The sequence below is a fragment of the Lacrimispora sp. 38-1 genome, from assembly GCF_049890855.1.
Taxonomy (GTDB): Bacteria; Bacillota; Clostridia; order Lachnospirales; family Lachnospiraceae; genus Lacrimispora.
Genome location: NZ_JBANEW010000067.1, coordinates 1 through 24,640 on the forward strand (window position 1 = coordinate 1; position 24,640 = coordinate 24,640).

A 24,640-nucleotide genomic window follows, 5' to 3' on the forward strand; every position below is an offset into this window, starting at 1 on the left:
TTTTTATGGTAGAATGGTAAGTTACATTTGCGATGAAAACTTAACTGGATAACCGTACCTTTTATACTACTATTCTTCTCATATACCTTGTTACTACGGAAACTCCGGTATTGATAAAACTTGGTCCTGTTTCTCTTCCAGTTAAGGCGGCTATAGCTAACGCCATGCCAAGATAACCCATGGTATATGGATTCTGCATTAAAACAGCCTTTATAACATTAGCATCTAACATGTCTCTGATGATATCTGTAACATCAAATCCAATCCCAACGATTGGCCTATTACTTGCCATTAAAGCATATCCCATACCTATAGTTGCTCCTTCGTTTGTTCCAAATACTCCTACTAAATCAGGATTTTCATTAATATACGTTTCTACCATACTTTGTGCAATAATAGGATTCCCTTGTGCATATTGTGTCTCAAGAAGCCGGTATCTGCCGTCCTGAACGATTATGTCATAAAAACCATACTGCCTGTTCATTGTTGTAACAATCTCTGGAGATACCCCCACAACACCTATTGAACCTTCAAAAATCCCTTCTTCTTGAAGCTCATTTATCATTAGCTGCCCCGCCAACCTTCCTGCACTATAATTGTCTGTAGAAAGTGTAACTATGGCTTCCTCATCAGCAGGCGCGTCAACATATATGATTCCAACACCACTTGCTTTTGCTTCCCGTACGGCACTTGATACCCTTATGGGATCCAATGCTGCAAGCATAATCAGATCAGCACCATTTAATACTGCATTATTAATGACATTTATTTGCTCTTCAACTACTCTTTCCTCAGGGGCATTCCATATGTAGTTAATACCTGCCAGCCTGGCCATATCCCCTACACCTTCATTTATTCTATAAGAAAACTCCTCTATCTTATCCAACGTAATTAAATAGATTTTTTGACTCTGCAAAAATGTTTCTGTACTTAATATTATTGTTTCCTTATTCAATTTGAAATACCTCACTTTAAATATCATAATGTTCTTAATATATTAAACACATTAAATATATCAATGAGCCCATATCCAAAGATTCTATTAGGATACACTTGTGTTACATCTCTACTGGCTCCTCTGATAAAATAGCTTTTAATAATCATGGTATTAACAAATTCCTCGTTTCCTCTTATAACTGCCCACTCAAGAAACAGAGCAACTAATCCGCAAGTGTGTGCTGCCGATACACCGGTTCCGGTATATCTTATGAATTCATTATTCAAAGCCGGTGCAACATAATTTACACCAGGAGCTGCAAGTTCAGGTTTTACCACATTGACACTGGTATAACCTCTGCTGGCATTTTCATAAATATTTTGAGTAAAAGGGTTATAAGCAGTTACAGTGATGGGTACAAAGGAATTTCCCGGATCCAGAACTGTAGTATATGTATCGCTCTGGATAAAATATGTTCTTTCAGATATAAAATCCCCCATAGGAAGCCAGATATGAAAACCGGCAGACAGATTGGTCTGTGAATAGACATTGAATCTCCAAACCCCGGTAGATATATTTGAAAATCGAAATAAGATTAATTGGTTTCCGGTTAACGTTTCGACTAATTGGAAGTTTATATAAATAACAGTTTCTTCAAAAATAAATGAAATTCTCCGATTTATGTTTAAACCCGCAGTAATAATGGGGATATATTCTCCTCCAGGTGATAATATATCCACGGAATATCTTGCCGGTGCTTCCCCCCATAATTCCATACTAAAATTACGATCACCATCGGCCACATATAATTCCACGGGAAAACTAATCTGATCCGGGTCAATGATCCTAAAAAAATGTCTGCCAAAATTTCCTTCATTTCCTGCAGATACCACAATGCCTACATTTGTATAGTTTCCTACAAAAGAAAGAAAATTGCTTAAGTTGGAATCTCCGGCATGGGATGATTGCGAGGTTCCCAGTCCCAGGCATATTGCTATAGGCATTCCAACTCTTCTTGCCGTCAATATGCAGTATTGGACCCCCCACATAATATCGTTTTCCTGATAAGCCACTGCATCTCTTGGTATAAAATAAAAATCCCGGAGATACTGCTTAGCCTGAGTAAGCTTTACTATAACGAGTCTGGATTCCGGAGCAGCTCCCTGAAACTGAGCCTCATTATTTGCTGTCCCGGCTGCAACTCCCGCCATCATGGTACCATGTCCGTTTTCATCCATGCTAGGTACAATATCAAGTGGATTATCTGATATTAATGCCAGATTAATTTGTTCTTCCAGATACTCAGTGCCATAATATGTTTGAAAAGGATACGCTGTTGCGCTAGGTATTGTCTGGTCCCATATGGATATTATCTTAGTTGTCCCGTTAGCATTCCGAAATACAGGATTCAGATAATCAATACCTGTATCTACAATACCTATTAAAACTCCGCTTCCAAACATATTAAAGGCCGGCAAACGTCTCAGGTTATCCACACCAGATGCCCGAATACTGACATCACTGGTCAGGCCGCATATATTTGGTATAATTGCATAGCTAAATTGAATTAATAAATCCTCTGTAATTGATGCCAATGGTATATGAATTACAGCAAAGGCGTCATTAATTATATGAACGACAGCATCTCCAAAAGCTTCCAGTATTTGAGGGTTATAACCATATTCTATGATAAAGTCAGCATATTCTTCGCTTCTTATTCCATATTGTTCTTCTACAGTCATAGTCTGTCTCCTTAGACATCACCCTTATATTACAATTCTCCTCATATACCTTGTTACTATGGAAACCCCTGTATTAATGAAGTTTGGTCCTGTATCTTTTCCTGTTAATGCTGCTATAGCTTGTGCCATGCCAAGATACCCCATAGTATATGGGTTTTGGACTAAAGTGGCTCTTAAAACTTCATTGTTCAACATATCTCTTATTATATCAGTAAGATCAAACCCAATTCCAATGATCGGCTTTGTAATTCCCATTAAAGCATATCCCAAAGCGGTGGTAGATACTTCATATGTTGTAAATAAACCTACCAAACTGGGGTTTTCATTAATTACAGCTTCTATTTCATTTTGAAGTGCAACGGGATTTCCTTGTGCATAACGTGTATCAAGTAACTGATATCTGCCATCACGCTTAATCACATCACGAAAACCAATCTGTCTGTTCAACCTTGTAACCATCTCCGGTATTCCTTCTACGATACCTATATCCCCTGTAATTATACCTGCTAATTCAAGTTCATTTATCATTAGCTGTCCCGCAGTCTGCCCGGCATTATAATTATCAGTTGCCAGTGTAACTATGGCACTCTCAACTGCAGGTGAGTCAACATATATGATTCTTACACCTCTTGCTTTTGCTGCTTCCACAGCACCTGAAACCCTTATCGGATCCAATGCCTGAATCATGATCAGATCGGCACCATTGGCCACTGCATTATTAATGACACTTATTTGTTGTTCAACCACTCTTTCTACAGGTGCATCCCAGATATAGGTAATTCCAGTCAGTCGGGCCATGTCCGATGCCCCTTCATTAATTCTATAAGAAAATTCCTCAAGTTTATCCAAAGTTACCAGAAAGACTCTTTGCCTTTGCAGAAATGGATCCTGATTCAATAATAGATTATTTGTATTCAAATTCAATTACCTCACTTCTAATCTTAATGCTTGGAACATCTGGTATACATCCAATATTCCATACCCCCACTCTCTGTTTGGATATAAGATATCCTGACCTCTTCTGGCTCCTCTTTGCATCAGTACTTTTATACTAACTGTATTTAAATTGGGAAAATTATTTCTTACATATCCCCATTCCATTATCATAGCAACCACGCCAGACGTAAATGCAGCTGCTACACCTGTTCCGGTGAACTCCATAAAACCAATTCGCGGTACAGGTCCAACCACATTCATTCCGGGAGCGGCTATATTGGGTTTCAATTGCCCTGTTCTTGTGTATCCTCTGCTTGCATTCAGATACAGGCTGTTATCTAAATAATTATACGCAGTAACAGTTATAGGTACTGAAGCATTTCCCGGCTCCAGAATTGTTGTATATGTATCAGATACAAGAAAAAATGTTTCATTGGATATAAAATTTTCCATAGGCAGCCACATATGAAAACCAAGGTTAATATCTCCTCTTTCATATATGTTAAAGCGCCAGATACCAGGCGATGGAAAAGTAAACCGCAGCAGAATAACCTGAGCACCAAACTGAGTTTCAACTAATTCAAATAAAATATTTATTGTTGTACGTTCAAACAAAAATGGTATAGTATAGCTCTCATTAATACGCGCCACTATTCTGGGAATGTATTCACCTGTTGGAGAAGTTATATCAAGGGAATAGATATTCGGATACTCACCCCAGAATTCCATAGTAAAACCGTTTTCCCCTTCTCCTACTCTAAGCTCTACGGTATCATAACCAGTTATTCTGTCAGCAATTCCATAATAATGCCTTCTTTCATTTCCTTCATTTCCCGCGGCTACTACAACAGCAACCCCAGGACTCCTTCCAATGGTTGATAAGGTATTGCTTAATGGTCCCCTTCCACTATGTCCACCTTGCGAAGAACCCAAGGCAAAGCAAATGACCAGAGGCCTTCTTAAGGTATTAGATACTTCCAGCAGATAATAAATTCCAAACAAAATATCAACTTCAGAATAACATACTGCACCATCCGGTATTAAATAAAAGTCTCTCATCAACTGTTTTGCCTGCCTTAACTTAACAAAAACAATTTCTGAGTCTGTAGCTATTCCATAAAAATTACTTTCCGGTACCTCATTTCCCGCGGCTATTCCGGCAATCATGGTCCCATGACCGTTTTCATCCCTGCTCGGAACGATATCCATTGGATTCTCGCTTGCAATTGCCAGATTAATCTCTTCCCGGGTGTATTCTGTTCCATATATAACACTCTCAGAAGTATTTTCTGAGGTAATTGTCTGGTCCCATATAGAAACGATTCTGGTAGTGTTATTCGCATATTGAAAAACGGGATTTAAATAATCAATACCTGTATCCACAAATCCGATCAAAACACCTCTTCCCCTGAGGTTAAAATTGGGTATTCTTCTCAGCTTTGTAATTCCGGCTGCTTCTAAACTTAAAGCGCTAGTAAGTCCAAATGCTTTAGGAAGCACAGAATAACCCCATTCTTTAATCAGATCAAACGTTAATACTTCTAACGGGACATGTACTACTGCGTATTGATAATTAATAATAGTATATTTCGCAGTTGGAAATCTGTTAAAAACAGTATAGTCTCCACTATATTCTATTATTAAATCAGCATATTCATTATTAATAACCAGCCAACTCCCTTCAAAGATATTAATGCTCAAATCTATTGTATTAATATTATATAAAATATATGTCAAATTAATGCGATAAATGGAACCCGTGAACTGCTGACCTGGATTCCTTTCTTATTTTATCCTGTAAATATAATGCGTTTAATACTCTATCCCCAGCTTTTAGTTCCACGGTATTCTTCACCCAGGCTTTGATATTCTAAAACCCTGTTCAGAGGCTGTTTTGATGTTATCTCATTTCAAAGAATCACAAGTCCCGTATTGTCCCCCAGGCTAGCTTCTCTGTCCAGGAACATAGGAAATCTGAAAAATTCCACAATTAGAATCTATACCAGAGCTGTTAAGGTATTTTTCAACTATATTCGTGATGATTTGGACGTGAAGTTACATTTAAAAGGCCCCGTTAGAAATTTATGTATTATTCATCTTATGCTTGATGGAGGTCTAAGAAGCGAGGAAGTCATTGGTTTAAAGGTAAAAGATATTTGCTTCGACAAAGATTACATATTAATAGAAGATTCAAAGAATCACAAGTCCCGTATTGTTCCCCTGGCTTGGAATTTACGAATATATTTACGCAGTTATTTGGATTATCGTGATTTTAAACCTATGGATGCACTGATTCTTAAAACAAAAGGCTCGGAAGCTATCAACTATAATGTATTAAAACAGCTTTTTTTCAGGATAAGGAAATGGACAGGTGTTGAAAGGCTGCATCCGCATTTATTAAGACATACGTTTGCTGTCTCCTATCTGGTCGGCGGCGGTAACCTGGAATTTCTTCGTGATATGCTCGGTCATAGTGATTACACTACTACCAGGGATTATGTAAAAATGGCAAACCAATACCGCAAGATGGATGCAGATGTGTATAAGCTGGATGACATTTTCTTCCGTCAGATAAAGTAAAAGTATCCCAATCAACCTTCCCGATCGGCCGGAGCTTCTCTGGCCGGGAACTTGGTTGAGATACTTTTTCTAAGGAGATGTTAATTTTAGTATATTAAATTAGAATTTAACGTATTAACGGACATTGGAAACTTAATATTGATAGTTAATAAGTTTGGTGGTATTCTGTACCTAAAGGTAAAGATACGGCGATACTTGATACAAATTCAAACCAATAATTTAGAGAGGTGGCATTATGAGAGACTTTTATGATGTAATCAAATCAAGACAGACAATTAGAGATTTTGAAAACGCCTCCATAGATGATGAGGTCATAGAAAGAATTATTTCAGCGGGAATGAAAGCGCCTACAAATGACCACATGAGAGATTGGCATTTCATTGTTATTAAGGATAAGAATACTGTAGTTAAATTAATTAATAAAATACCAGAGCAAATATCTGATGACGAAGTCAATTCCATATTGCGAGACTGGAACTTAAATGATACTTGCCAACAAAATGCCTATAAAGATGCAATTCCAAAACAGTATCAAATGTTAGCAGAGGCAGCTTGTTTGATTGTTCCATTGCTTAAACAAAAGACGGATATATTGCATCCTAAAAATCTTTCTCACCTAAATGGTTATGCGTCTATTTGGTGTTGTATTGAAAATATGTTTCTGGCAATTACTGCTGAGGGATATGCATCTGCTTTACGCATTCCTTTAGGAGATGAAGGAGACTGGGCAAGAAAAGTCTTAAATTTTCCAGAGGATTACCTTATGCCGTGTTTTATAGCTGTGGGAAAAGAGAGTGCAAATGCTTCATGCGTAAAACAAAAAGAATACTCTGTAACCGAGAGAATACATAAGAATGCCTGGTAGGTCATGGATGTAATAAATTCCATTTGGTACTTGCCGATTATGGGTAAAAGTATGATTATTAAAAGTGAACATGAAAAAAACTACTAACTATCAGTATTAAGCTGGTAGTTTTTTTAATTCAGCAATTTAATCAATAAAGCTGAAATTTAACACTTTATAATTTCCAGTACAAAAAAGAAATACTGTCCCCGACGCTCTCAGCCGTCAAAGACAGTACTTTTTTTACCCCCAAGTCCTTCCCAAAGGACAAATAGATTCCGACCATTATTTTTTCACAAAGGAAAAGCACCGACCCCGCAGCTCTCCGTCTGCAAAACCAGTACTTTTTTAGTGCGCCTTCAGGGACTCGAACCCTGGACAAATAGATTAAGAGGAATTTAGGGCTTTTGTATCTCGTTTTGAGAGCTGCAGCCAGCGATCAGAGTGGAAATTGAGGTGCAATACAATTGACATGTGATTTATTTAAGTATAGTATGTTAATATCCTTTCTGTTGTACAGGAATGGGGAAAAACAGCTAGGGAAGTCCAGGGTAATACCTTGGGCTTTCTTATTTTCACTGTATCTCAATTTACACTTTGGATCCTGGCAGCTGCAGAGATTTTGAGATGCATATTTTGTCCAGCAGTTGACATATACACTATATTAGTGTATTATAAAGGTATCCAAAAAAGTTTAAAATGTTCCATTTTGCACAAAGCGAAACCCCAGAGATGGCCGTCTCTGGGGTTTCTTTTTAGGCTAGCTGTCTTTGCGGTTTCGGTCTAACCATTTGCATATGTAGTATCCTGCTACTTTTGCCATAACCGAAACAAAAAAGTTTAAAATGCTTTCCATTTCGCACCTCCTTCCCCTGTCGGGTTTAGAGTAGCGACAGCATTTACATTATATTTCTTTTTTCATGTTTCGTCTACAAATTTTTCCATAAAAGGGAACTCCGTTTTAGGAAGCTCCCTTCTTTTGTATCTCAATTTCCTTGCCTGGTTGCCCGGAGCTGCTCCGATCAGGAATTAAGTTGAGATACAATTTCTTTATTTATGTTTTATCCAATCTTTGATTCTGATGAATTCCCCTGACTTTTATTACGATCAAATCTGTTTATTACTATCATTCAAAGTAAAAAATCCCTCATAAGTTGCATTACAAGCTTCTGCAATTTGATGTAAGTCGTTTTCTGATAAATTATCTCTATTTATTTTAGCTGTTATATTTTGTGGTGTTGTTCCTAATTTTTCGGCCAGATCCCCAATCGTCATATCTCTTGCAGCAAGAATCATTTTTATTTTAGTTGACATTCTCATTTTTATCACCTCCATCACAATTATAAATACAAATTTTTATAAATACAACAAAATGATTGCAAATTTAAACATTAATTTTAACATTATGTGTTGACTTTTCTCCTTTTATGTGTAATATTTAAATATATATGTTTGTTTTTACAATATTTAAGTTTATTTCAAAAACATAATTTAATTTATAGGAGGTAATAAAAATGTACGATGAAAATTATCAAAGTCGACTTAATCTTCAACAAGTTTGTAGCTTTTTTTTGAATGGCATGTCTAATAAAGATTTTGAAGAAGGAACGCCAGAAGAAAGAAGTAAAAAAAATTCAGAAAATCTTTATCAATGTTTCGAATCTATTAGAAAAAAAATATTGTATGCTAATGAAGCCGTTTTAGAAGATAAAAAAGAAAGTAAAATTAAAACGGAAGAGATGTTTGTAGATGTAATTATGAACAGCGAAGAAAGTCAAGAATTAAGCTATGAAATGGGTTTTCGTGCTGGTTTTATATTTGCTAGTGATGTTTATGGTTATTGACAATTTATTAAAAGAGAGGGGGGCTCTGTTTTTTAGGAGCTCCCCTTCTTCTGTATCTCAATTTTCCTCCCTGGTTGCCCGGAGCTGCTCCGATCAGGAATTGAGTTGAGATACAATTTATTCATTTATGTTTTATCCAATCATTGAATCTGATGATTTCCCCTGATTTTTACCCAAATCTAGTGATGTTTCTGATTGTTTCACCTTCAATGTTCGTTTAATTGATTCTTGGTCAATAAAGTCTGCTTTACGGTATGCTTGAATTATATTATGCTCTTCTACTGTGAATCCATCTGATACTTCTTTCCCTAGAATCAGCCAATCTAACGATACATGTAGATATTCGGCTACTTTTACAATTTTATCACACTGGGGAGATCTTTCATCCCATCTCCTAATTGTTCCATTTCCTATGCCCAATTCTCTTTCTAAAGCCTTAATGCTTGAACCATCTTGTTTAAGTTTAATTTGTATTCTATCTACTATTCCCATAGTATATCCTTTCAGATAAAATTAGGCATAATGCTACTTTTGCAATTGACAAGTAGATAATAATCTACTATAATGAAAAATGTAAGACGTGATACCTTTTCACCTCTCACCGATATGGCCATATTATCATCTTCACAGATGTCTAATATGGAGCTCCAATGCAGGAGCACCAAAAATTTAAAATAAAACGTCGCTGTCTTATTCTAACATTTTTGGCCGCTCCTGTAAACATAGTAACTTATTAATGATGTGTTTGCGGTAGGCTCTTATACCAGCCGCGGATAGGAGGTCAAATGAGTTATAAGCTCAATCTAAACAAATCAAAGATGTACGCACTTATGAGTGCAGTCAACACCAATCTTCCGCAGTTACACAAATGTGACTTTAGTCACCATAGTTTCCGCTACTGGATGTCATATCAGCATCCAATTACTGGCGACTATATCCATGTTACTGTTACACCCGTCTTGGGTGACACGATCATCTGTTTCCGAAACGAATCAGAAGGCACGGATTACCTGATTAAACATTTCAGCATTCAGTACTTGATGGATCATGGAATGCTTCGGGAGGTGTCCGCATGAGTGTTCCAAAAAGTGTAAGGGTTCCGGAAGAAATTTATGATTACATTAACAATTATTCCGGGGAAGGCTTCAACCAGAAGTTTGTTAATATTATCCGGGATGCCAGAGATACCGAACCAGAAAGAAATGAAACGCTTGATCGGCTTAACAAGCAGATTTCCCAACGGGAAAAGTATCTTAAGGATACTGCGAAACGGTTAGATGAATTAGCATCTGAATTAAAATCGTTATCCTTTGACATAACGTATATCCGAAGTCACCATATCATTTAAATCTGTATCTCAAAACCGCTTTATTAACCAGGCTGCAGCTGCGGTAAGTGAGATACACAGAAAAGGGGGGATTCATCAATGGAACGGTACTCGGAGGAAATGAAGCTTTGGTTATTTGATTTAGCCCATGGAAATTTAAATGATGAAATGATATTAAAGGGATTTATTAAGCATTATGTACTCCATAATCTTGTAATTGATAATATTGTCGATGATATTCATTTCCATACTTTTTATGGAACGGATGGTATCATACGGGCAAAGGAAAGTATTCTAAGGGTCTTAAACAATACAATTTAGAATTAAAATGAAACCCGGGCCGGGTTTTGGTTTAAACCTGGCCCAAACTAATGACCGGGCGACACACCTCCCCCTAGCCGCCAGGCCAGGCTCCCGGCGCAAGCGCAGCCATTGCGCTGGGAGCTTACAACAGCTTACGCAAGCCAACACTTCACCTTACACCAGGTTGACACAATCTCCCCTTTTTTCCTTGATTACCGCCCCGCCTGGCTCTGTATTGGGTATCCGGTACGGCAGTTTGGCAATTTGGGGGCATCGCCGGGGGGCCCAAATTGCTCGGCCAATACCTAAATATCAATCAGGCCTTGGCCCGGTTACTCTCCCGGATTTTGAACTTTGCAGTATATCAAATATGTCATATTAATTGCAGATAGCTTTTTAGAGCTGTCTTAGATGAAAGGAAGGTATATTTTTATGAAAATGCAGATTATTTTACTTTATGCTGGTCAGTATGATATGACCGACGATTCAGGAAAACGTGTTCAGGGTACATCTGTTAATTATTACTTTAACACGGATTTAGTCGCCGAAGACAATGTAAACGGCACCAAGGGAACCCGCCCGGCGAAGTCCTCCTGTGAATTCCAGGTAATGGGAAAAATCAAGAGAGCTCCTGCCCTCTATGACGCAGAATTTAATATGTCCATTGGAAGTGATGGAAAGCCAGTCCTTAAGATTATTGACCTTGACTATATTTCCGATGTACAGATTACTCCGGTTCCTGACAGCCAGTTCAATGCAAAGCAGGAACCTGATCAAAAGCCTGATAAGAAGGTGAGCTGATGATTCTTTCTACATTGTCGGAAGCCGATTTTGATTTGGAGGTTGATCAAGCGGAAGCATATACCCTTGAAGATGGGGAAGAAACCTCTTCCGCCGCTTATCCTGACCAAGATTTTGCAATTGTTCTTTTATTGTTCTTAGGTGTTCTGATTGGTGTTTGTCTGATAAGCAGGAGGCCCTGGCATGATTGAAACATACATAGCGGTATGTTCCGGTGGTATTTGTATCGGAATCATATTAAAACTGATTATTGAACTGATTTTCTATGTAATTAGCTCCCTACTGGGGTTAATGATAAAATCTTAAAGGAGGTTATTTTATGACTAACAAAATTAAGGAAAATGCGCACAGGATTGGACTTGTTGCTCTCCCAGTTGCGGTATCAATGGTTACTGCCGTTCCAGCTTATGCTGCGGAAGGCGATGTTGATATCACAGGAATCATGACAACTGCATTTACTGGTGTGAAAAATGACATGCTAGCTACAATTGCAGTTGCACTCCCCATTGCTTTAGTTGTTGTGGGTGCGGTAATGGCGACCAGGTTTGGAATTAAATTTTTCCGTCAGATTGCAAAATAAAGACCTATGTCACGCCAGATCAGGAAGGGCACGCCCTGCCCTTCCTTTTTTGTACAAATTTTTATTGTATCTCACTTCCTTTTCCGATCGCAGCTGCTCCGGATCTCCTGAAGGAAAATTTGAGATACTTAGAAAGGAGCTTTTATGTCTATGATAAAAAGGGGATTCTGTTTGTGCCTTGCTGTTTTTATGCTGATCTTTACTCCTGTCAGTGATTATCTTGGTGCCAGGTATGTCTATGGCTCAGGTGTTTTAACTGCTGTTGATTATGTATGGACGATCTTAATGTCCGCTGTTGGTGTTGATGTTTCCACGAAAAATCTAGGTTCCGTTATTTCTGATATTGGTGACTTTGTCAAAGTAGATACCAAATACCTTACTGCTTATAAAGCTATGGCTGAATTCTCTTACGGGTCTGTTGTTAAGTTGGGCCAGGAAACCATTGATATGGTTAAGGATTATTTTAAAAGCAAAAGTGGTTACGGAACCAATACCGGGATCAGTAAACTTCAAATCGGACTTGACAATTCATTTGAGAGCTCCTACTCCTACAATATGGGAGTTGACCTTTCAAAGTTTAATCCTGCTTTATCGGCAGATGATTTCTATTTTTCCTATGACCATTCAAGTGATACTCTTGTCCGCCATTCCGATATCTTTTTGCTGCAAAAGGAGAAACGTGTCGGGGGTGTGTTGTCTGGCTCCAAAACTCTTGAAATCTATTATATGAATGACAATGGCAAATTGGTTTCTCCCGTTTCCAGAGTCACCTATTCAAACAATTCCGGTACCAATACTTACTATCCTTACGAAAAAACGAACTTCTCCTATATGCTGATTTCTGGAACTGATTACACCGCTGAAACGATGTCAAATATTCCGTTTCCTGTTTACGGCTCTCTTGATGAATTAAAGACTTATCTTTCCTATGGAACCCTGGGGGATACCATCAATGAATATACTGGTGCTTATACCTGGGTGGATGTCAATTCCGATGTTGATACGCAGCAGCGTGATGTTACTTCCGATGTTGAGGTCACAATTCCAAAAGATTCTTATGTTGCAGAACAGCTTGTATCTGATGTGCAATCATCAATAACCGCTGCTGACCGGGCGCAGGTTCTGGCACCAACCATCAATGTTACATACGGCGAAAAGGCAGATGAGGGAGAAAATACAGATACTTACCCTTGGATACCGGATATCACGAAACCGCTAGGCGTAATAACGGATGTAGTCAAAGCAATATCCAGAGGGTTAACGGATATTAAAGACCGGATCATTGATATCCCGGGTTCTATTTCGGATGTTCTGGCTGGTATTAAGGCCCTTCCTGTTTCCATTACTGAATCCATTGCGAAATCCCTTGCCGGGGAAGAGGATGCAAAGGCGAATAACTGGCAGATACAGTCAGATATAACCAAAAAGTTTCCCTTTTGTATTCCCTTTGATTTGTTTGCCTGTATCAGTATCTTTGAGAGCACTTCTACCGATCCCCGGTGGGAGCTGCCATTTACAATAGAAAGCCTGAATATCCATGAAACCATTGTAATTGACTTATCTACGGATGATTGGAAACCTATGGTCATGCTGATTCGAATAACAACGCTGATTGGTTATTGTGTCTGTCTGATCGTCATTACCAGAAATCTAGTAAAGGGGTGATTTTATGTTAGAACAAATCCGGTACATCTTAATAAAGCTCGCCAATGCCTGTGTTGTATTTCTTCCCAACAGTCCATTCCAATCATTTTTAAGTCAGATTGATAAGATCCCCTTTTTAGGGTACTTAAACTATTTTGTCCCTGTGGCGCAGATTATCGCAGTTACGCAGCTCTGGGTTACGGCGGTTGGTCTGTTTTACCTGGTGCAGCTGGCTCTTCGTTGGGTAAAAATGATCGAATGATGTATCTCAAATTAATAACCGGCTGACTCCGATCGGGCTCGGCCAGGAACAAAAATGAGATACAAGGAGGGTTTGTTTATGATTTATTTTTATTCTGGTACTCCCGGCTCTGGAAAGTCCTATCATGTTGCAAAGGACATTTACTTTCAGCTGAATCACGGAAAGAATGTGATAGCGAATTTTGATATCAATTACGATCTGATAAAAGCGAAGAAAAAAGGCTATTTCTTTTACAAGGATAATTTTGATTTAAAGGTTGACTGGCTACTGGACTTTTCCCGTTTGTGCCATCGCCGGGATAAAAGGGGTAAGATCATTGAAGGTCAGACCTGGCTTGTCATAGATGAATGCCAGCTTATTTTCAACTGCCGTTCCTGGAATGACCGGAGCCGCCAGCAATGGGCCAACTTTTTCACCCAGCACCGGAAATATGGATACCATATTATACTGATCAGCCAGTTTGACCGCCTGATTGACCGTCAAATCCGCAGCCTGATCGAATACGAATACCGTCACCGTAAGATTAACAACTTTGGTACGGTGGGATTTTTCCTGGGACTCCTTTCTCTTGGTCATCCCCTTTTTGTTTCTGTTGAATATTGGTATGGGGTCAAGGAAAAATGCGGCGTTTCATTTTTTTATGGACGCAAGAAGTACTATCATATGTACGATTCATACAAGTTATTTGACGAGGGCACCCAGGGCGGATAGGGGTGGCGCAGCCGGGGCCCCTGAACGCGCCGGGCGCCCTCGCCAACACCCAAAACTCCCTTACCACGTGTCTGTAAAACGTGGTCTGGAAATACATGGAATATTTGTATTTTTTCTAGGAAATACAAGGGCTAGAGCATGATTTTAAAATTTGCCCAACTATAGGGTTTGGGCAAAAACTTTAATGCATTAAAGTGAGGTGTCTAATGATTGATAAAAGGCAATTTAATTCATGTAAAATTTTTAGTGAAATAGATAAAAATGATTTAGATTATTGGTTTGATTTTAAGCGTCATAAATTCCTACATAACATTGATACGTTTTATTATTCCGTGAAATTTGTAAATGACTTTACCGCCGATTCTTTGGATAGCAAAGTCATGGAGTTTCGAAAATACTTTGATGATGTGAACCGGAAGCTCTCCAAAAATGTAAATGTTGACTTCCTGCGACTTGAGTTCGGGTCCGGATTCTTCCTAAATCTTAGGCCGTTCAGTTTTGCAAAAATGTATAATGTCTGCCTGGAATACCCTGAATGGTTTGATATCTTCTTAGCTCCTGTCGTTCCTAAATCTTCCGATTCGGCGGTATCCGTCACTTGTGAATTGGTGGTACAGATCAGAAGCTATATGCTTTGGATATACGGGGTCAATGAATCATTTGAACGGTCTTATGAATATGTCCAGGCATTAGCCGAACACTTCGGCTTACAGATCGCCTATGCCCAGGAAAACCGAATTGATTATTGCTGGCACAGCAACTACCTAAGTAATCCAGAACGCTTCTTTTCCCTTGAAAACTTTTACAAGATGCGTGTAGATCGTTTTAATGATGCTGTCACCCATACAGAGAAGAAAGGCAGTCAGGATTATGAAATTGATTATGTTGCTTTGGGAAAGCGGACGGATAAAGTCTTTGTTAGAATCTACATGAAAAGCAAAGAAGTTGTTGAAATGGGTTATAAAGGCTGGTTTTTTTACTTCTGGCTGTTCAACGGCCTGATTAACCGCTATGATCTGCATGTCTATGAAGAATGTTATAAGCGCAGGAGTTGGCAGTACCTTAATATGGCCCGTGCTTCCTTTTACCTGGAACATGGTTCCGATGAAAGTGCTAAATCAGTCTGCCGCAGGCTCTTGACCGGAGAGCAGACCATGGAGGAAGATACCCTACAGAAATTTGTTGACACTCTTACACCAAAGGTAAACCTGATCATGAATGTGGAGTATCAGACACGCCGCCGTCATTCAAAATCCTATGTACTGCTTCCGCTTCGTGATAACAAATCAAAGCTGACTGCTAAAAGAATTTACGATTATTTGGACAACCGGAAACTGATTATGGATTATCTGACAAACTATGTATTCCGTCTGGTAGAACCGGAAGGGGATGTAAATAAATCCCGCCGTGAAATGTGCGGCTTCTGGAAGTCTCTGCGCAGTTGTAAATTGGTTGATGTACATATTCCCCCGAAGCAGCTTAAGCTGGTACGGGAATATAGCCGACATCTGAATGCTGACCTGGTGAAAAGACGGGCGATTAATAGTATTGTAACGTTAGGATTTTATAATAAGGGTATGAATGAAGATGATATCATGCAGGATGTTGTAGATGCACTTTGTACGTTAAATGATAATGATGTTGAAAAGGCTTTACGGTATAAAACGAAAAAGGCCCAGCAGCTCAACACGGATGAACTGCCGGGCAGCCTTACATATACTGCAAGGACTGAACTCACGATCATAGATAAAACGACTGGTGAAGTCTATAGTCATAATAGCATGAGCAAAAATGAATTTCAAGGAGATTTTACGAATGAATAAGATAACAGTTAAAAAAGCATTTGAAAAGTTTATGGGGTTAAAAGAATCTTATTGTGATAATAGTACTTGTAAATATTATGAACAGAACTTAAGCTTTTTCTTTGACTATTTGGAATCGGAGTTTAAAAAACCAATTGACAAAATTCCGGTGGATAGCCTGGCTCCTGATATTGTACAAAGCTATATAAAACATCTTAGATTTAAGCCCAAATATGAAAATCATCCATTTAAAATCGGGGACGAAAAGAAAGGACAACTGAAAAATTCTACCATCAGAATTTATACCAGGGCTGTTAAGGTGTTCTTTAACTATATTCGTGATGATCTGGATTGTGAAGTTACATTTAAAAGGCCCCGGCTTCCAACCAATGATACCCGGATACAGCTTCCTTTATATAGTCATGAGGTTCAGGCACTAGATCAGGTATTCTTAAACTCAACTGAAATGGGGCTTAGAAATTTATGCATTATCCATCTTATGCTTGATGGGGGTCTGAGAAGTGAGGAAGTCATTGGTTTAAAGGTAAAGGATATCTGCTTCGATAAAGATTACATATTAATAGAAGATTCAAAGAATCATAAGTCCCGTATTGTTCCCCTGGCTTGGAATTTACGAATATACTTACGCAGTTATTTAGATTATCGTAATTTTAAGCCTATGGACGCACTGATTCTTAAAACAAATGGCTCGGAAGCTATTAACTATAATGTATTGAAGCAGCTCTTTTTTAGGATAAGGAAATGGACAGGAGTTGAAAGGCTGCATCCGCATTTATTAAGACATACGTTTGCTGTCTCCTATCTGGTCGGCGGTGGAAACCTGGAATTTCTTCGTGATATGCTCGGTCATAGTGATTACACTACTACAAGGGATTATGTAAAAATGGCGAACCAGTATCGCATGATGGATGCAGATGTGTATAAATTAGATGCTATTTTTTTCCGTCAAATAAAATAAAGGTATCTCAATCAACGTTTCCGATCGGCCGGAGCTTCTCTGGCCGGGAACTTGATTGAGATACACTTTTTACTTGTAAATTTTACCATTTATAATATAATTAACATAGGATTATTATAGCATCAACAGATGCGCTGGGGGGGAATATATGTACGAACAAGAATTTCAAAGAATTGTAGACGCCTCAAGAAACCATTCCTTAACTTTTTTTGTCGGCGCAGGTGTTTCAGCTCTATCCGGAGCTCCCTCCTGGAAAAAGTTAATTCAGGAAATTTGCCAAAGGCTAAAACGTCCTATAAAAGAGGAGTATACATCAGATGAAAATTTGCAAATCCCACAGATGTACTACTACTCTATTGATAAAGATGATGATACGTATTATAGCTTTATCGAAGAACTTCTTACCTCTAGTAACCTCCTGCCAAACGAAGTTCACAAAGAATTATTGAATTTCAATCCAAGCTCTTTTATAACGACAAACTTTGATAGCCTTATTGAGGAAGCTGCTATCCAATATTGTCAAAGCTTTAAGGTAGTAGCATGTGATGATGAAGTCTCAAGCATTAACGGTGACAGGTATATATTGAAACTTCATGGTGACTTAAAGCATAGAAATATTGTATTTAAGGAAGAAGACTACCTAAATTATAGTGAGAACTTCAAATTAACAGAGACCCTGCTCAAGTCCATTTTTTCAACAAATACAGTTGTTTTTATTGGATATGGTTTAAATGATTACAACATAAAGTTGATTCTCAATTGGGCAAAAACGCTATTAAAAGATCATTTTAATAAGCCTATCTTTATTTATACTGGTGAAACTCCATTAATTGCTGAAGAACTCTTATATCAAAAATCAAAGGGATTATGCGTAGTTGAATGTGAAAAATTTGTTAAGCAGCCCACTGATTATTTTACTAGATATATGTCTGTTCTAATGGCAATAAAAAAATCATCGGATTTATCTCTCGATGGAAAAACAGAACAAGAGGCCTTTGGCATCCTATATGAACTGTTGGAACCCCTCGATAGATTAAACACTTTACGAGTCAGAGATGTTTATTCCAAATTAAAGTCTTATATAAAAATAAATGTTGACGGGACAATTTTGACTTCCCCTAGCAAATGTATTTTGATTCAATACTTTTTTAAAATAAATAAGATTTCCGTAGAAGAGTATGAGTCACTCCCTAAAACTATACAAGATAAATATCAAGTGATTTTAAGAGTGTTTAGAAAAGCACGAATTAATCAAATTGATGCAGAAAATAATAGATACTACTTTGACGACAAAGAAGTTCAATTTGCTGATCCAAATTGTATAGGTTTTAATTATGGAAATATGTTTGCTTTTGCGTCAAAAAAGTATTCTACGATTCGTAATAATTACAAAAAAGGGTTTTATCTTGCACGCTTAAAACAATATGACAAAGCATTCTATCTGTTTGCTCAAATTGCTAATCAAGCATTTAAATCTAAAGATTACCTAATGTATTATCTTGCAGAGATCAACTGTATTAATCTTCGTACAATTCTACGAAATGAAAATAATTATTACAACTGTTATAACATTGAAAAAATTAATGCGACAGCTCCAACGGCAGATGAAATCGAGCATTTGTTTGAAAAACTGCCAATTGAGTTTCAGAACCAATATGCCAGCTTTAAAGATATTCATTCAACAAATCTATTATACCAATATTCTTATGAGGCATTTGTTGATGGTCAAAAGCTTCAGAATGCAATAGAATCAAATTCAATGGAGTTAGGTATTACAAGCAGTGTAAAAGTAATGTGTAGAATTAATGACTATTTACATTTCTTGCTGGGTAATGGTATTGTTGTTGATCTTTTTGTTGAATTTAAAAATACTGTTAAGAATTTGATGTCCCTGCTTGTCTATAAGTATTCTGTGCAAGGGAAAAAAATTCTGCATGATGAACTATTCCCCGACTTTATGCGAGAAGAGGTATTTTTCGATGAGATAGATTTCTATTGTTTTGTTGAATGTTTTAATGACAAAGAATTAATACGGCTATTTAGTAAGTATCATGTGGAAACAATCACGTTTAAAAATATGGATATGGTTGAAAATGCAATAACTAATATTCTGAAGTATTATGAACAGTTAATAAAAAAGAACGCAAATTTTACAGAGATTTTAAACTTGCAAAAGCAAATAAAGACAAGTTTAGCCTTGCTACGATATGTTAATATTTCGCAGCCATTGGTTGATACATTATGCCGGTATCTTTTTAAATACGATTTCCGCGAAATATTTATCAATGATAAAATTTTGTTTCTCTATTATCAATTGCAACGCAGAGAAATGTATAGCGATGTAACTTCAAAAATAATTGAGGACAAGCTGATTTTTTATATAGATTCTCAAATAAGGGCAATTGAGTCCTCAAAAAATTTTGATGTACCCTCGACAATTAGTGGGATTACCTATTGCGAATTGATCCACTACATTGCTCCTAAAAAAGAGCAATATTATTCACGAAGGATTGCCATCCGAGTTTCGTATATTATTAAAAATGATCTCACTGAGATGGTTCCACATATTGTAAATCATTATTGGAGCCATATCTCACAATATTCACGATATAGAGTTACTAATTGGGCAAAGGAGAAGCTCACTTATGCTTTCAGCTTTGACATATTCACATTGTTAATTGAATGCAACGCAAAAATTGACAAAAAACTTATTGAATCCCTTATAGGATTCTTACAGGAACTAATTCAGAGAAATTCTATAGCATCTGAAAAAACAGGTGTTATTACATACAACAAAAGGAATCCCTATGAGGAATTGAAACAGGTTGGATATTGGTGTTTGATAAAAGATCTTCGTAAAGATGATTTTAAAGATTTTGTAGGTGTTAGCGATATTTTTGACTTCTTTTACCAATATGAAAAATTTGATTTCGCAAAATTTGATGTGTCGTGGCTTCTGAATCTTTATCCTCACACACTGAAAGCTATTGCAAATAACAAACTAGTTAAAGAAAAAATCAGATTTTCTATTGTGCATGTTTTGGATGAAGGAAATGTTTCGGATACAGATAAATTAAAATTATTAGACATATTAACACATCATTTTTGCTAAAGCCTATTATGTAGACCGTATTGTTGTTTTATATTTCACATTATATTTATGATGAAGTGAATCTGTAAACAATATTTCCAGAAACAAAAAGAAGTACTGTCCCCGACGATCCCACCCGTCAAAGACAGTACTTTTTTTACCCCTAAGTCCTTCCCAAAGGACAAATAGATTCCGACCATTATTTTTTCACAAAGGAAAAGCACCGACCCCGCAGCTCTCCGTCTGCAAAACCAGTACTTTTTTAGTGCGCCTTCAGGGACTCGAACCCTGGACAAATAGATTAAGAGTCTACTGCTCTACCAACTGAGCTAAAGGCGCTTGTCTTTCGTTTTTCGGTGTGCTCTCGTCTCGAGCACGTGTGTAATTATATAACCGTATCCAACAAAAGTCAACACCTTTTTTACAAAATATTTACAACTTTTTCGAATTTATTTATTATTCGTATTTTTTTTTATATTTCCACCCAGTGTTTTGTTCACTTCCACAAAAGATTTATTCCATGCAAGCATTTTTTTATTTAGCTCTGTTTTATCGCTGGTCGCCTGCAGAAGCTTATTTGTTACCTTATCTTTCATTCCCACGGCACCATCACCTGCCTCACCTTTTGGTTTATTATATGCAAAACCGGCCTCCAGGTTATAAAAAAAGAGACCGGTAATTATTTTTTACATATTAACGGGAGGCAACCAGTTTATAAATAGGATTTCCCTTGGAGGAAAATTTCTCTTCATACTCTGTCATTACATTTCCGGCTCCCATTTCACTGTGATGTAAATCATATGTGAAGTCCACAATTTTCCAGCCCGCCCTTGGAATGGCTTCCAGAGAATAATCAAACAATCCCCTGTTATCTGTCTTAAATTCTACAACCCCGTCCGGTCTTAAAATCTGATTATATACCGCCATAAAATCTTCAGACGTAAGCCTGCGTTTTTCATGCCGGTCCTTAGGCCAGGGATCCGAAAAATTAAGATAAATCTTTTCAACCTCTCCCGGAGCATAAATTTCAGCCAGATTTTTGGCATCTACACACATGAAGTAAATATTGTCCAGCTCCAGTTCAGCCCGTTTCTGCAATCCCCGCAGCAAGACACTGGGATACCGCTCGATGCCGACATAATTAATTTCCGGATGAAGCGCGGCCAGTTCCATGATGAAACGGCCCTTTCCCATGCCAATTTCTATTTCTATTGGGTTTTCATTTCCAAATACTTCCTTCCAGCATCCTTTTTTCCCGGTTGGATTCTGAATTACATAAGGACTCGTGGCGATTTCCTCTTCCGATCCGGGGATGTGACGTAGCCTCATATCTTTATTCCTCCAATTAATCATCTTTCCAATTCACAGCCTTTATGAGCGTATGGCAGATAGATTGTATCATACAGGATATAAAATGCGCAAGTTCATGTAAGGAAATCCCTGTATTTATATGCGCCCCCCGTATATTATTTAATTTTCTCTTACAAATTGAAAATCAATAAAATAACAGGTGCGCAATTTATTATAATCTAGTATAATGTCTGTATATTAGGATATAACCGTTTTGCAAAGGAGGAAATACATGGGAACTACAGATAACAGTCTCTGGATCAAAATCCAGCAGGGTTTGAGGGAAACCGAGGCGCTCATGAACCAGAAGCAGTACAATATGGTCATGATCAAAGCCCGCCAGACTCTGGAATATATGATTCATTTTCTTGCCGAAAAGGCTTTGATTGTGGAAACCGATCTGGCTGACAGCATTGATCAGTTATATGAAGGACGATTTATTTCCCAGGCTGTCAAAGACCACTACCATCGGATTCGGGTTCTTGGCAATAAAGCAGTACATGAAGGCAATGACAGCCCCTATGATGCTTCTGAAGCCTGCAAACTGCTTGCTGCTGAAGTCACTGCCTTTACAAACGCATTTCACAGGAGCCGTCAGGACGGACAGGCACAGAGACCGCGCACAGCAGGAGTACAGGCTGCTCCCATAGCATCCAGAGCAGCATCCCATAGAGCCGCTGCAACAGCAGACGAGCCAAGACGGACAGGAACACCTCAAAGAGCCGCTTCAGGATCTTCCCACAGAACCGCTCAGGGTTCCGGTTCAAGGTCTGCCCAAAGACCTGCCCAGAGCTCAGGCCCAAGGAACGACAGGCGTCCGGCTCCCCAAAACAGAAGCCGACGCCGCAACAAAAAAAAGAATTCTGATTTATCCGGGTTATTAAAGCCGCTTCTTATATTTCTGCTTCTTTTTGTTATCGTGCTGATTATTGTAAAGCTGATACCAGGAAAAGATAAAAAGAATGAAACCCTGCCTACAGAGATTTCAACTGAGATCACTTCAGAGGCAGCCTCTACCACTGCAGAAGCTGTCACAGAGCCTACGGAAACAGAAACAGAACCACCTAAAGTTTACACAACTAAAAGCAAACTTAATGTACGGTCCAAGCCCGCCTCCGACAGCACAAAACTTGGAAGTCTGGCTTCCGGTACTGTTGTGGAGTATGTGGAAACCTATGATGATAAATGGACGGTTATCATGTTTGAAGGCAAACAGGCCTATGTGGCAACTGAATTTTTAACCATAACAGAAGGAACAGACGAATCACAGTCAGAATCAGCTTCAGAAAGCACAAAAGCAGCTGGTCAATAATATTATTAAGCGAAGAATCAGAAGTGAGACACTTTTGGTCTTCGCTTTTTTTGTTAACAATGCATAAGCAAAGTGCCATCGGTATACCTTATATTTATGTTGAAATTAAGTCAACAATTGGATTATTTCTAAAATACTATGGAAATTTTTTTAAATTGTAGTATTATTATTAATTAGAACCTTTTTATTTAGTTCACTATTCACAAAAGGAGGGCAAAAAATGGATGGTGTGATTGATAAAATATCTGAGATCGAATCAGCTGCCACTTCCATCATGGAACATGCCAATGAACAGAAAAAGGCGTTTGCAAAAGAAATGGAAGAACGCACTGCTGCATTTGATGCCCAGTTGGAAAATGAAACAGAAAAAGAAATAGAAAAGCTGAAAGCAGGTATGGAAATTAAAATGAACCAGCGCTTAAAGAAGCAGCAGGATGAATTGCAGAAAATTTTAGTGGCGATGGAGAAAAACTTTGAAGCCCATCATACCCTATATGCAAAGGAACTATTCAACAACATGATAAAGGGGTGATTAAATGGGAAATCTGTTATCCTACAGCGGTTTAACAACCAAGGTACGGGCGATGGAAAGCCACCTGATCACAGACAGCCAGTTCCGCGATATGGCAGCTCTTGAAACAGTATCCGATGCAGTGGAATATTTAAGGCATTTAAAAGCCTATGAGGGCCTGTTTTCTGATCTGGACGACGAAAAACTTCACCGGGGCGCCATTGAACAGCGGCTTATCCTGTCCCTGTATCAGGATTTTGCAAAGCTTTACCGTTTTTCCAACTTAACACAGCGTAAATTCCTTGACTTGTATTTTATGCACTTTGAAATCGATATCCTGAAAAAATGTTTCCGTAATGCGATGGGACAGAACCGGCTGGATATCGATCTTTCTGTATTCAGGGACTTTTTTTCCAGGCACTCCTCACTGGATTTAATAAAGCTATCCTCTTCCTCCGATTTACATGAATTTATAGTAAATCTGGAAGGCTCCATCTATTATAATCTGCTGGCGCATTTAGAAGAAAGGTCTGAAACGACTCTGTTTGATTATGAAGTACATTTAGATCTTCTCTATTTTAAAACAATCTGGAAAGTAATGAGTAAATATTTAAACAGGAAATCACAGGATCTTTTGATCCAGTGTTTTGGCAGCAAACTGGACTTACTCAATATTCAGTGGATTTACCGTTCCCTTAAATATTACCATTTGAAATCTGCTGATATTTATGCACTGCTTATTCCTTTCCATTATCATTTAAAAAAGGATCAGACTGCGAAGATGGCTGAATCCGGGACTGTGGATGAATTTTTTTCCGTTTTAAAAACCACCTATTATGGTCAGAAGGCAGATATGGATATAAGGGAGAAGCCGGACTTAGAACAGCTTACCAGTGAAGTTCTCGATAAAATATACCGTTCCACAAGCAGGCAGAATCCTTATTCCATCGCAACATTAAATTCCTATCTTTATTTAAAGGAGGAGGAAATTCAAAAAATAATTACACTCATAGAGAGTATCCGGTATCAGCTGAAACCGGATGAAATTATCTCCTATGTAGTAAAACAGTAAAGGGGGTTGCTT

26 protein-coding genes and 1 tRNA gene are annotated in these 24,640 nt (G+C 38.0%); 18 read left to right on the forward strand and 9 right to left on the reverse strand.

The features are described from left to right. Nucleotides 1–61: 61 nt before the first annotated feature. From V7D18_RS19950 to V7D18_RS19965, 4 genes are read right to left on the reverse strand one after another with little or no spacing between them, the layout of a single operon-like run. Nucleotides 62–955, reverse strand: coding sequence for a substrate-binding domain-containing protein (locus tag V7D18_RS19950; protein WP_426156819.1), 894 nt, complete (start codon nt 953–955; stop codon nt 62–64). 23 nt (nt 956–978) lie between these two features. Next, a complete protein-coding gene (locus V7D18_RS19955; protein ID WP_426156821.1) occupies nt 979–2,679 on the reverse strand; it encodes a S8 family peptidase in 1,701 nt (566 codons plus the stop codon). A gap of 24 nt (nt 2,680–2,703) precedes the next feature. Further along, nucleotides 2,704–3,597, reverse strand: a complete 894-nt coding sequence (locus V7D18_RS19960) for a substrate-binding domain-containing protein (RefSeq protein ID WP_426156823.1) — start codon at nt 3,595–3,597, stop codon at nt 2,704–2,706. Nucleotides 3,598–3,603: 6 nt separating this feature from the next. Further along, nucleotides 3,604–5,115: a S8 family peptidase gene (locus V7D18_RS19965; RefSeq protein WP_426156825.1), complete on the reverse strand. Its 1,512-nt coding sequence runs from the start codon at nt 5,113–5,115 to the stop codon at nt 3,604–3,606. Between the two features lie 549 nt (nt 5,116–5,664). Between V7D18_RS19965 and V7D18_RS19970 the strand changes: the two genes are divergently transcribed. Together V7D18_RS19970 and V7D18_RS19975 are read left to right on the forward strand one after the other, a co-directional pair. Further along, a complete protein-coding gene (locus tag V7D18_RS19970) occupies nt 5,665–6,195 on the forward strand; it encodes a tyrosine-type recombinase/integrase (RefSeq protein WP_426156827.1) in 531 nt (176 codons plus the stop codon). A 235-nt stretch (nt 6,196–6,430) separates the two neighbouring features. Next, nucleotides 6,431–7,060: a nitroreductase family protein gene (locus V7D18_RS19975; protein WP_426156828.1), complete on the forward strand. Its 630-nt coding sequence runs from the start codon at nt 6,431–6,433 to the stop codon at nt 7,058–7,060. 1,086 nt (nt 7,061–8,146) lie between these two features. Here the strand turns inward: V7D18_RS19975 and V7D18_RS19980 are convergent. Next, nucleotides 8,147–8,359: a helix-turn-helix transcriptional regulator gene (locus tag V7D18_RS19980; protein ID WP_426156829.1), complete on the reverse strand. Its 213-nt coding sequence runs from the start codon at nt 8,357–8,359 to the stop codon at nt 8,147–8,149. Nucleotides 8,360–8,553: 194 nt separating this feature from the next. Between V7D18_RS19980 and V7D18_RS19985 the strand changes: the two genes are divergently transcribed. Further along, nucleotides 8,554–8,883 carry a hypothetical protein gene (locus V7D18_RS19985; RefSeq protein WP_288829904.1) on the forward strand — a complete coding sequence of 110 codons (330 nt, stop codon included), beginning with the start codon at nt 8,554–8,556 and terminating at the stop codon, nt 8,881–8,883. A gap of 132 nt (nt 8,884–9,015) precedes the next feature. Here the strand turns inward: V7D18_RS19985 and V7D18_RS19990 are convergent, their stop codons facing one another. Further along, nucleotides 9,016–9,375, reverse strand: a complete 360-nt coding sequence (locus V7D18_RS19990; protein WP_277409702.1) for a helix-turn-helix domain-containing protein — start codon at nt 9,373–9,375, stop codon at nt 9,016–9,018. Between the two features lie 580 nt (nt 9,376–9,955). Here V7D18_RS19990 and V7D18_RS19995 point away from each other — a divergent pair. The 12 genes from V7D18_RS19995 (at nt 9,956) to V7D18_RS20050 (ending at nt 20,404) form a co-directional block, all read left to right on the forward strand. Next, the gene (locus tag V7D18_RS19995; protein ID WP_426156832.1) at nt 9,956–10,231 is read left to right on the forward strand and encodes a hypothetical protein; all 276 of its coding nucleotides are present in this window, start codon (nt 9,956–9,958) and stop codon (nt 10,229–10,231) included. A gap of 78 nt (nt 10,232–10,309) precedes the next feature. Then, nucleotides 10,310–10,531 (forward strand): hypothetical protein, encoded by a 222-nt coding sequence (locus tag V7D18_RS20000; RefSeq protein ID WP_097005491.1) that lies wholly within the window; start codon nt 10,310–10,312, stop codon nt 10,529–10,531. Between the two features lie 414 nt (nt 10,532–10,945). Continuing rightward, the gene (locus V7D18_RS20005) at nt 10,946–11,314 is read left to right on the forward strand and encodes a hypothetical protein (protein WP_426156834.1); all 369 of its coding nucleotides are present in this window, start codon (nt 10,946–10,948) and stop codon (nt 11,312–11,314) included. Further along, a complete protein-coding gene (locus V7D18_RS20010; RefSeq protein ID WP_426156836.1) occupies nt 11,314–11,505 on the forward strand; it encodes a hypothetical protein in 192 nt (63 codons plus the stop codon). The genes V7D18_RS20005 and V7D18_RS20010 overlap by 1 nt, the downstream gene beginning before the upstream one ends. After that, entirely contained in the window at nt 11,498–11,620 is a 123-nt protein-coding gene (locus tag V7D18_RS20015) for a hypothetical protein (RefSeq protein ID WP_426156838.1), read from the forward strand. Before V7D18_RS20010 ends, V7D18_RS20015 begins: the two co-directional genes overlap by 8 nt. A 13-nt stretch (nt 11,621–11,633) precedes the next feature. Further along, a complete protein-coding gene (locus tag V7D18_RS20020) occupies nt 11,634–11,894 on the forward strand; it encodes a hypothetical protein (protein ID WP_426156839.1) in 261 nt (86 codons plus the stop codon). Between the two features lie 144 nt (nt 11,895–12,038). Continuing rightward, a complete protein-coding gene (locus V7D18_RS20025) occupies nt 12,039–13,559 on the forward strand; it encodes a hypothetical protein (protein WP_426156841.1) in 1,521 nt (506 codons plus the stop codon). A gap of 4 nt (nt 13,560–13,563) precedes the next feature. Next, on the forward strand, nt 13,564–13,800 hold the full coding sequence (locus V7D18_RS20030; protein ID WP_097007064.1) for a hypothetical protein: 237 nt from the start codon (nt 13,564–13,566) through the stop codon (nt 13,798–13,800). A 78-nt stretch (nt 13,801–13,878) separates the two neighbouring features. Beyond that, the gene (locus V7D18_RS20035; protein WP_426156843.1) at nt 13,879–14,511 is read left to right on the forward strand and encodes a zonular occludens toxin domain-containing protein; all 633 of its coding nucleotides are present in this window, start codon (nt 13,879–13,881) and stop codon (nt 14,509–14,511) included. 206 nt (nt 14,512–14,717) lie between these two features. Next, nucleotides 14,718–16,334 (forward strand): hypothetical protein, encoded by a 1,617-nt coding sequence (locus V7D18_RS20040; protein WP_426156845.1) that lies wholly within the window; start codon nt 14,718–14,720, stop codon nt 16,332–16,334. Continuing rightward, the gene (locus V7D18_RS20045; protein WP_426156847.1) at nt 16,327–17,292 is read left to right on the forward strand and encodes a tyrosine-type recombinase/integrase; all 966 of its coding nucleotides are present in this window, start codon (nt 16,327–16,329) and stop codon (nt 17,290–17,292) included. Before V7D18_RS20040 ends, V7D18_RS20045 begins: the two co-directional genes overlap by 8 nt. Nucleotides 17,293–17,440: 148 nt before the next feature. Beyond that, a complete protein-coding gene (locus tag V7D18_RS20050) occupies nt 17,441–20,404 on the forward strand; it encodes an SIR2 family protein (protein WP_426156849.1) in 2,964 nt (987 codons plus the stop codon). Between the two features lie 245 nt (nt 20,405–20,649). On the opposite strand, the gene V7D18_RS20055 is transcribed toward V7D18_RS20050, so the two are convergent. From V7D18_RS20055 to trmB, 3 genes are all read right to left on the reverse strand, one after another. Then, nucleotides 20,650–20,722 (reverse strand) — tRNA-Lys (locus V7D18_RS20055). A 110-nt stretch (nt 20,723–20,832) separates the two neighbouring features. Next, on the reverse strand, nt 20,833–20,985 hold the full coding sequence (locus V7D18_RS20060; protein ID WP_170072621.1) for a hypothetical protein: 153 nt from the start codon (nt 20,983–20,985) through the stop codon (nt 20,833–20,835). Between the two features lie 91 nt (nt 20,986–21,076). Further along, nucleotides 21,077–21,712: a tRNA (guanosine(46)-N7)-methyltransferase TrmB gene (trmB, locus tag V7D18_RS20065; RefSeq protein WP_426156851.1), complete on the reverse strand. Its 636-nt coding sequence runs from the start codon at nt 21,710–21,712 to the stop codon at nt 21,077–21,079. 253 nt (nt 21,713–21,965) lie between these two features. Here trmB and V7D18_RS20070 point away from each other — a divergent pair, with 253 nt between their 5' ends. From V7D18_RS20070 to V7D18_RS20080, 3 genes are all read left to right on the forward strand, one after another. Continuing rightward, nucleotides 21,966–23,045: a DUF4145 domain-containing protein gene (locus tag V7D18_RS20070; protein WP_426156853.1), complete on the forward strand. Its 1,080-nt coding sequence runs from the start codon at nt 21,966–21,968 to the stop codon at nt 23,043–23,045. 220 nt (nt 23,046–23,265) lie between these two features. After that, a complete protein-coding gene (locus tag V7D18_RS20075; protein WP_426156855.1) occupies nt 23,266–23,577 on the forward strand; it encodes an ATPase in 312 nt (103 codons plus the stop codon). A gap of 4 nt (nt 23,578–23,581) precedes the next feature. Next, nucleotides 23,582–24,628: a V0D/AC39 family V-type ATPase subunit gene (locus V7D18_RS20080; RefSeq protein WP_426156857.1), complete on the forward strand. Its 1,047-nt coding sequence runs from the start codon at nt 23,582–23,584 to the stop codon at nt 24,626–24,628. The last annotated feature ends 12 nt before the right edge of the window (nt 24,629–24,640 follow it).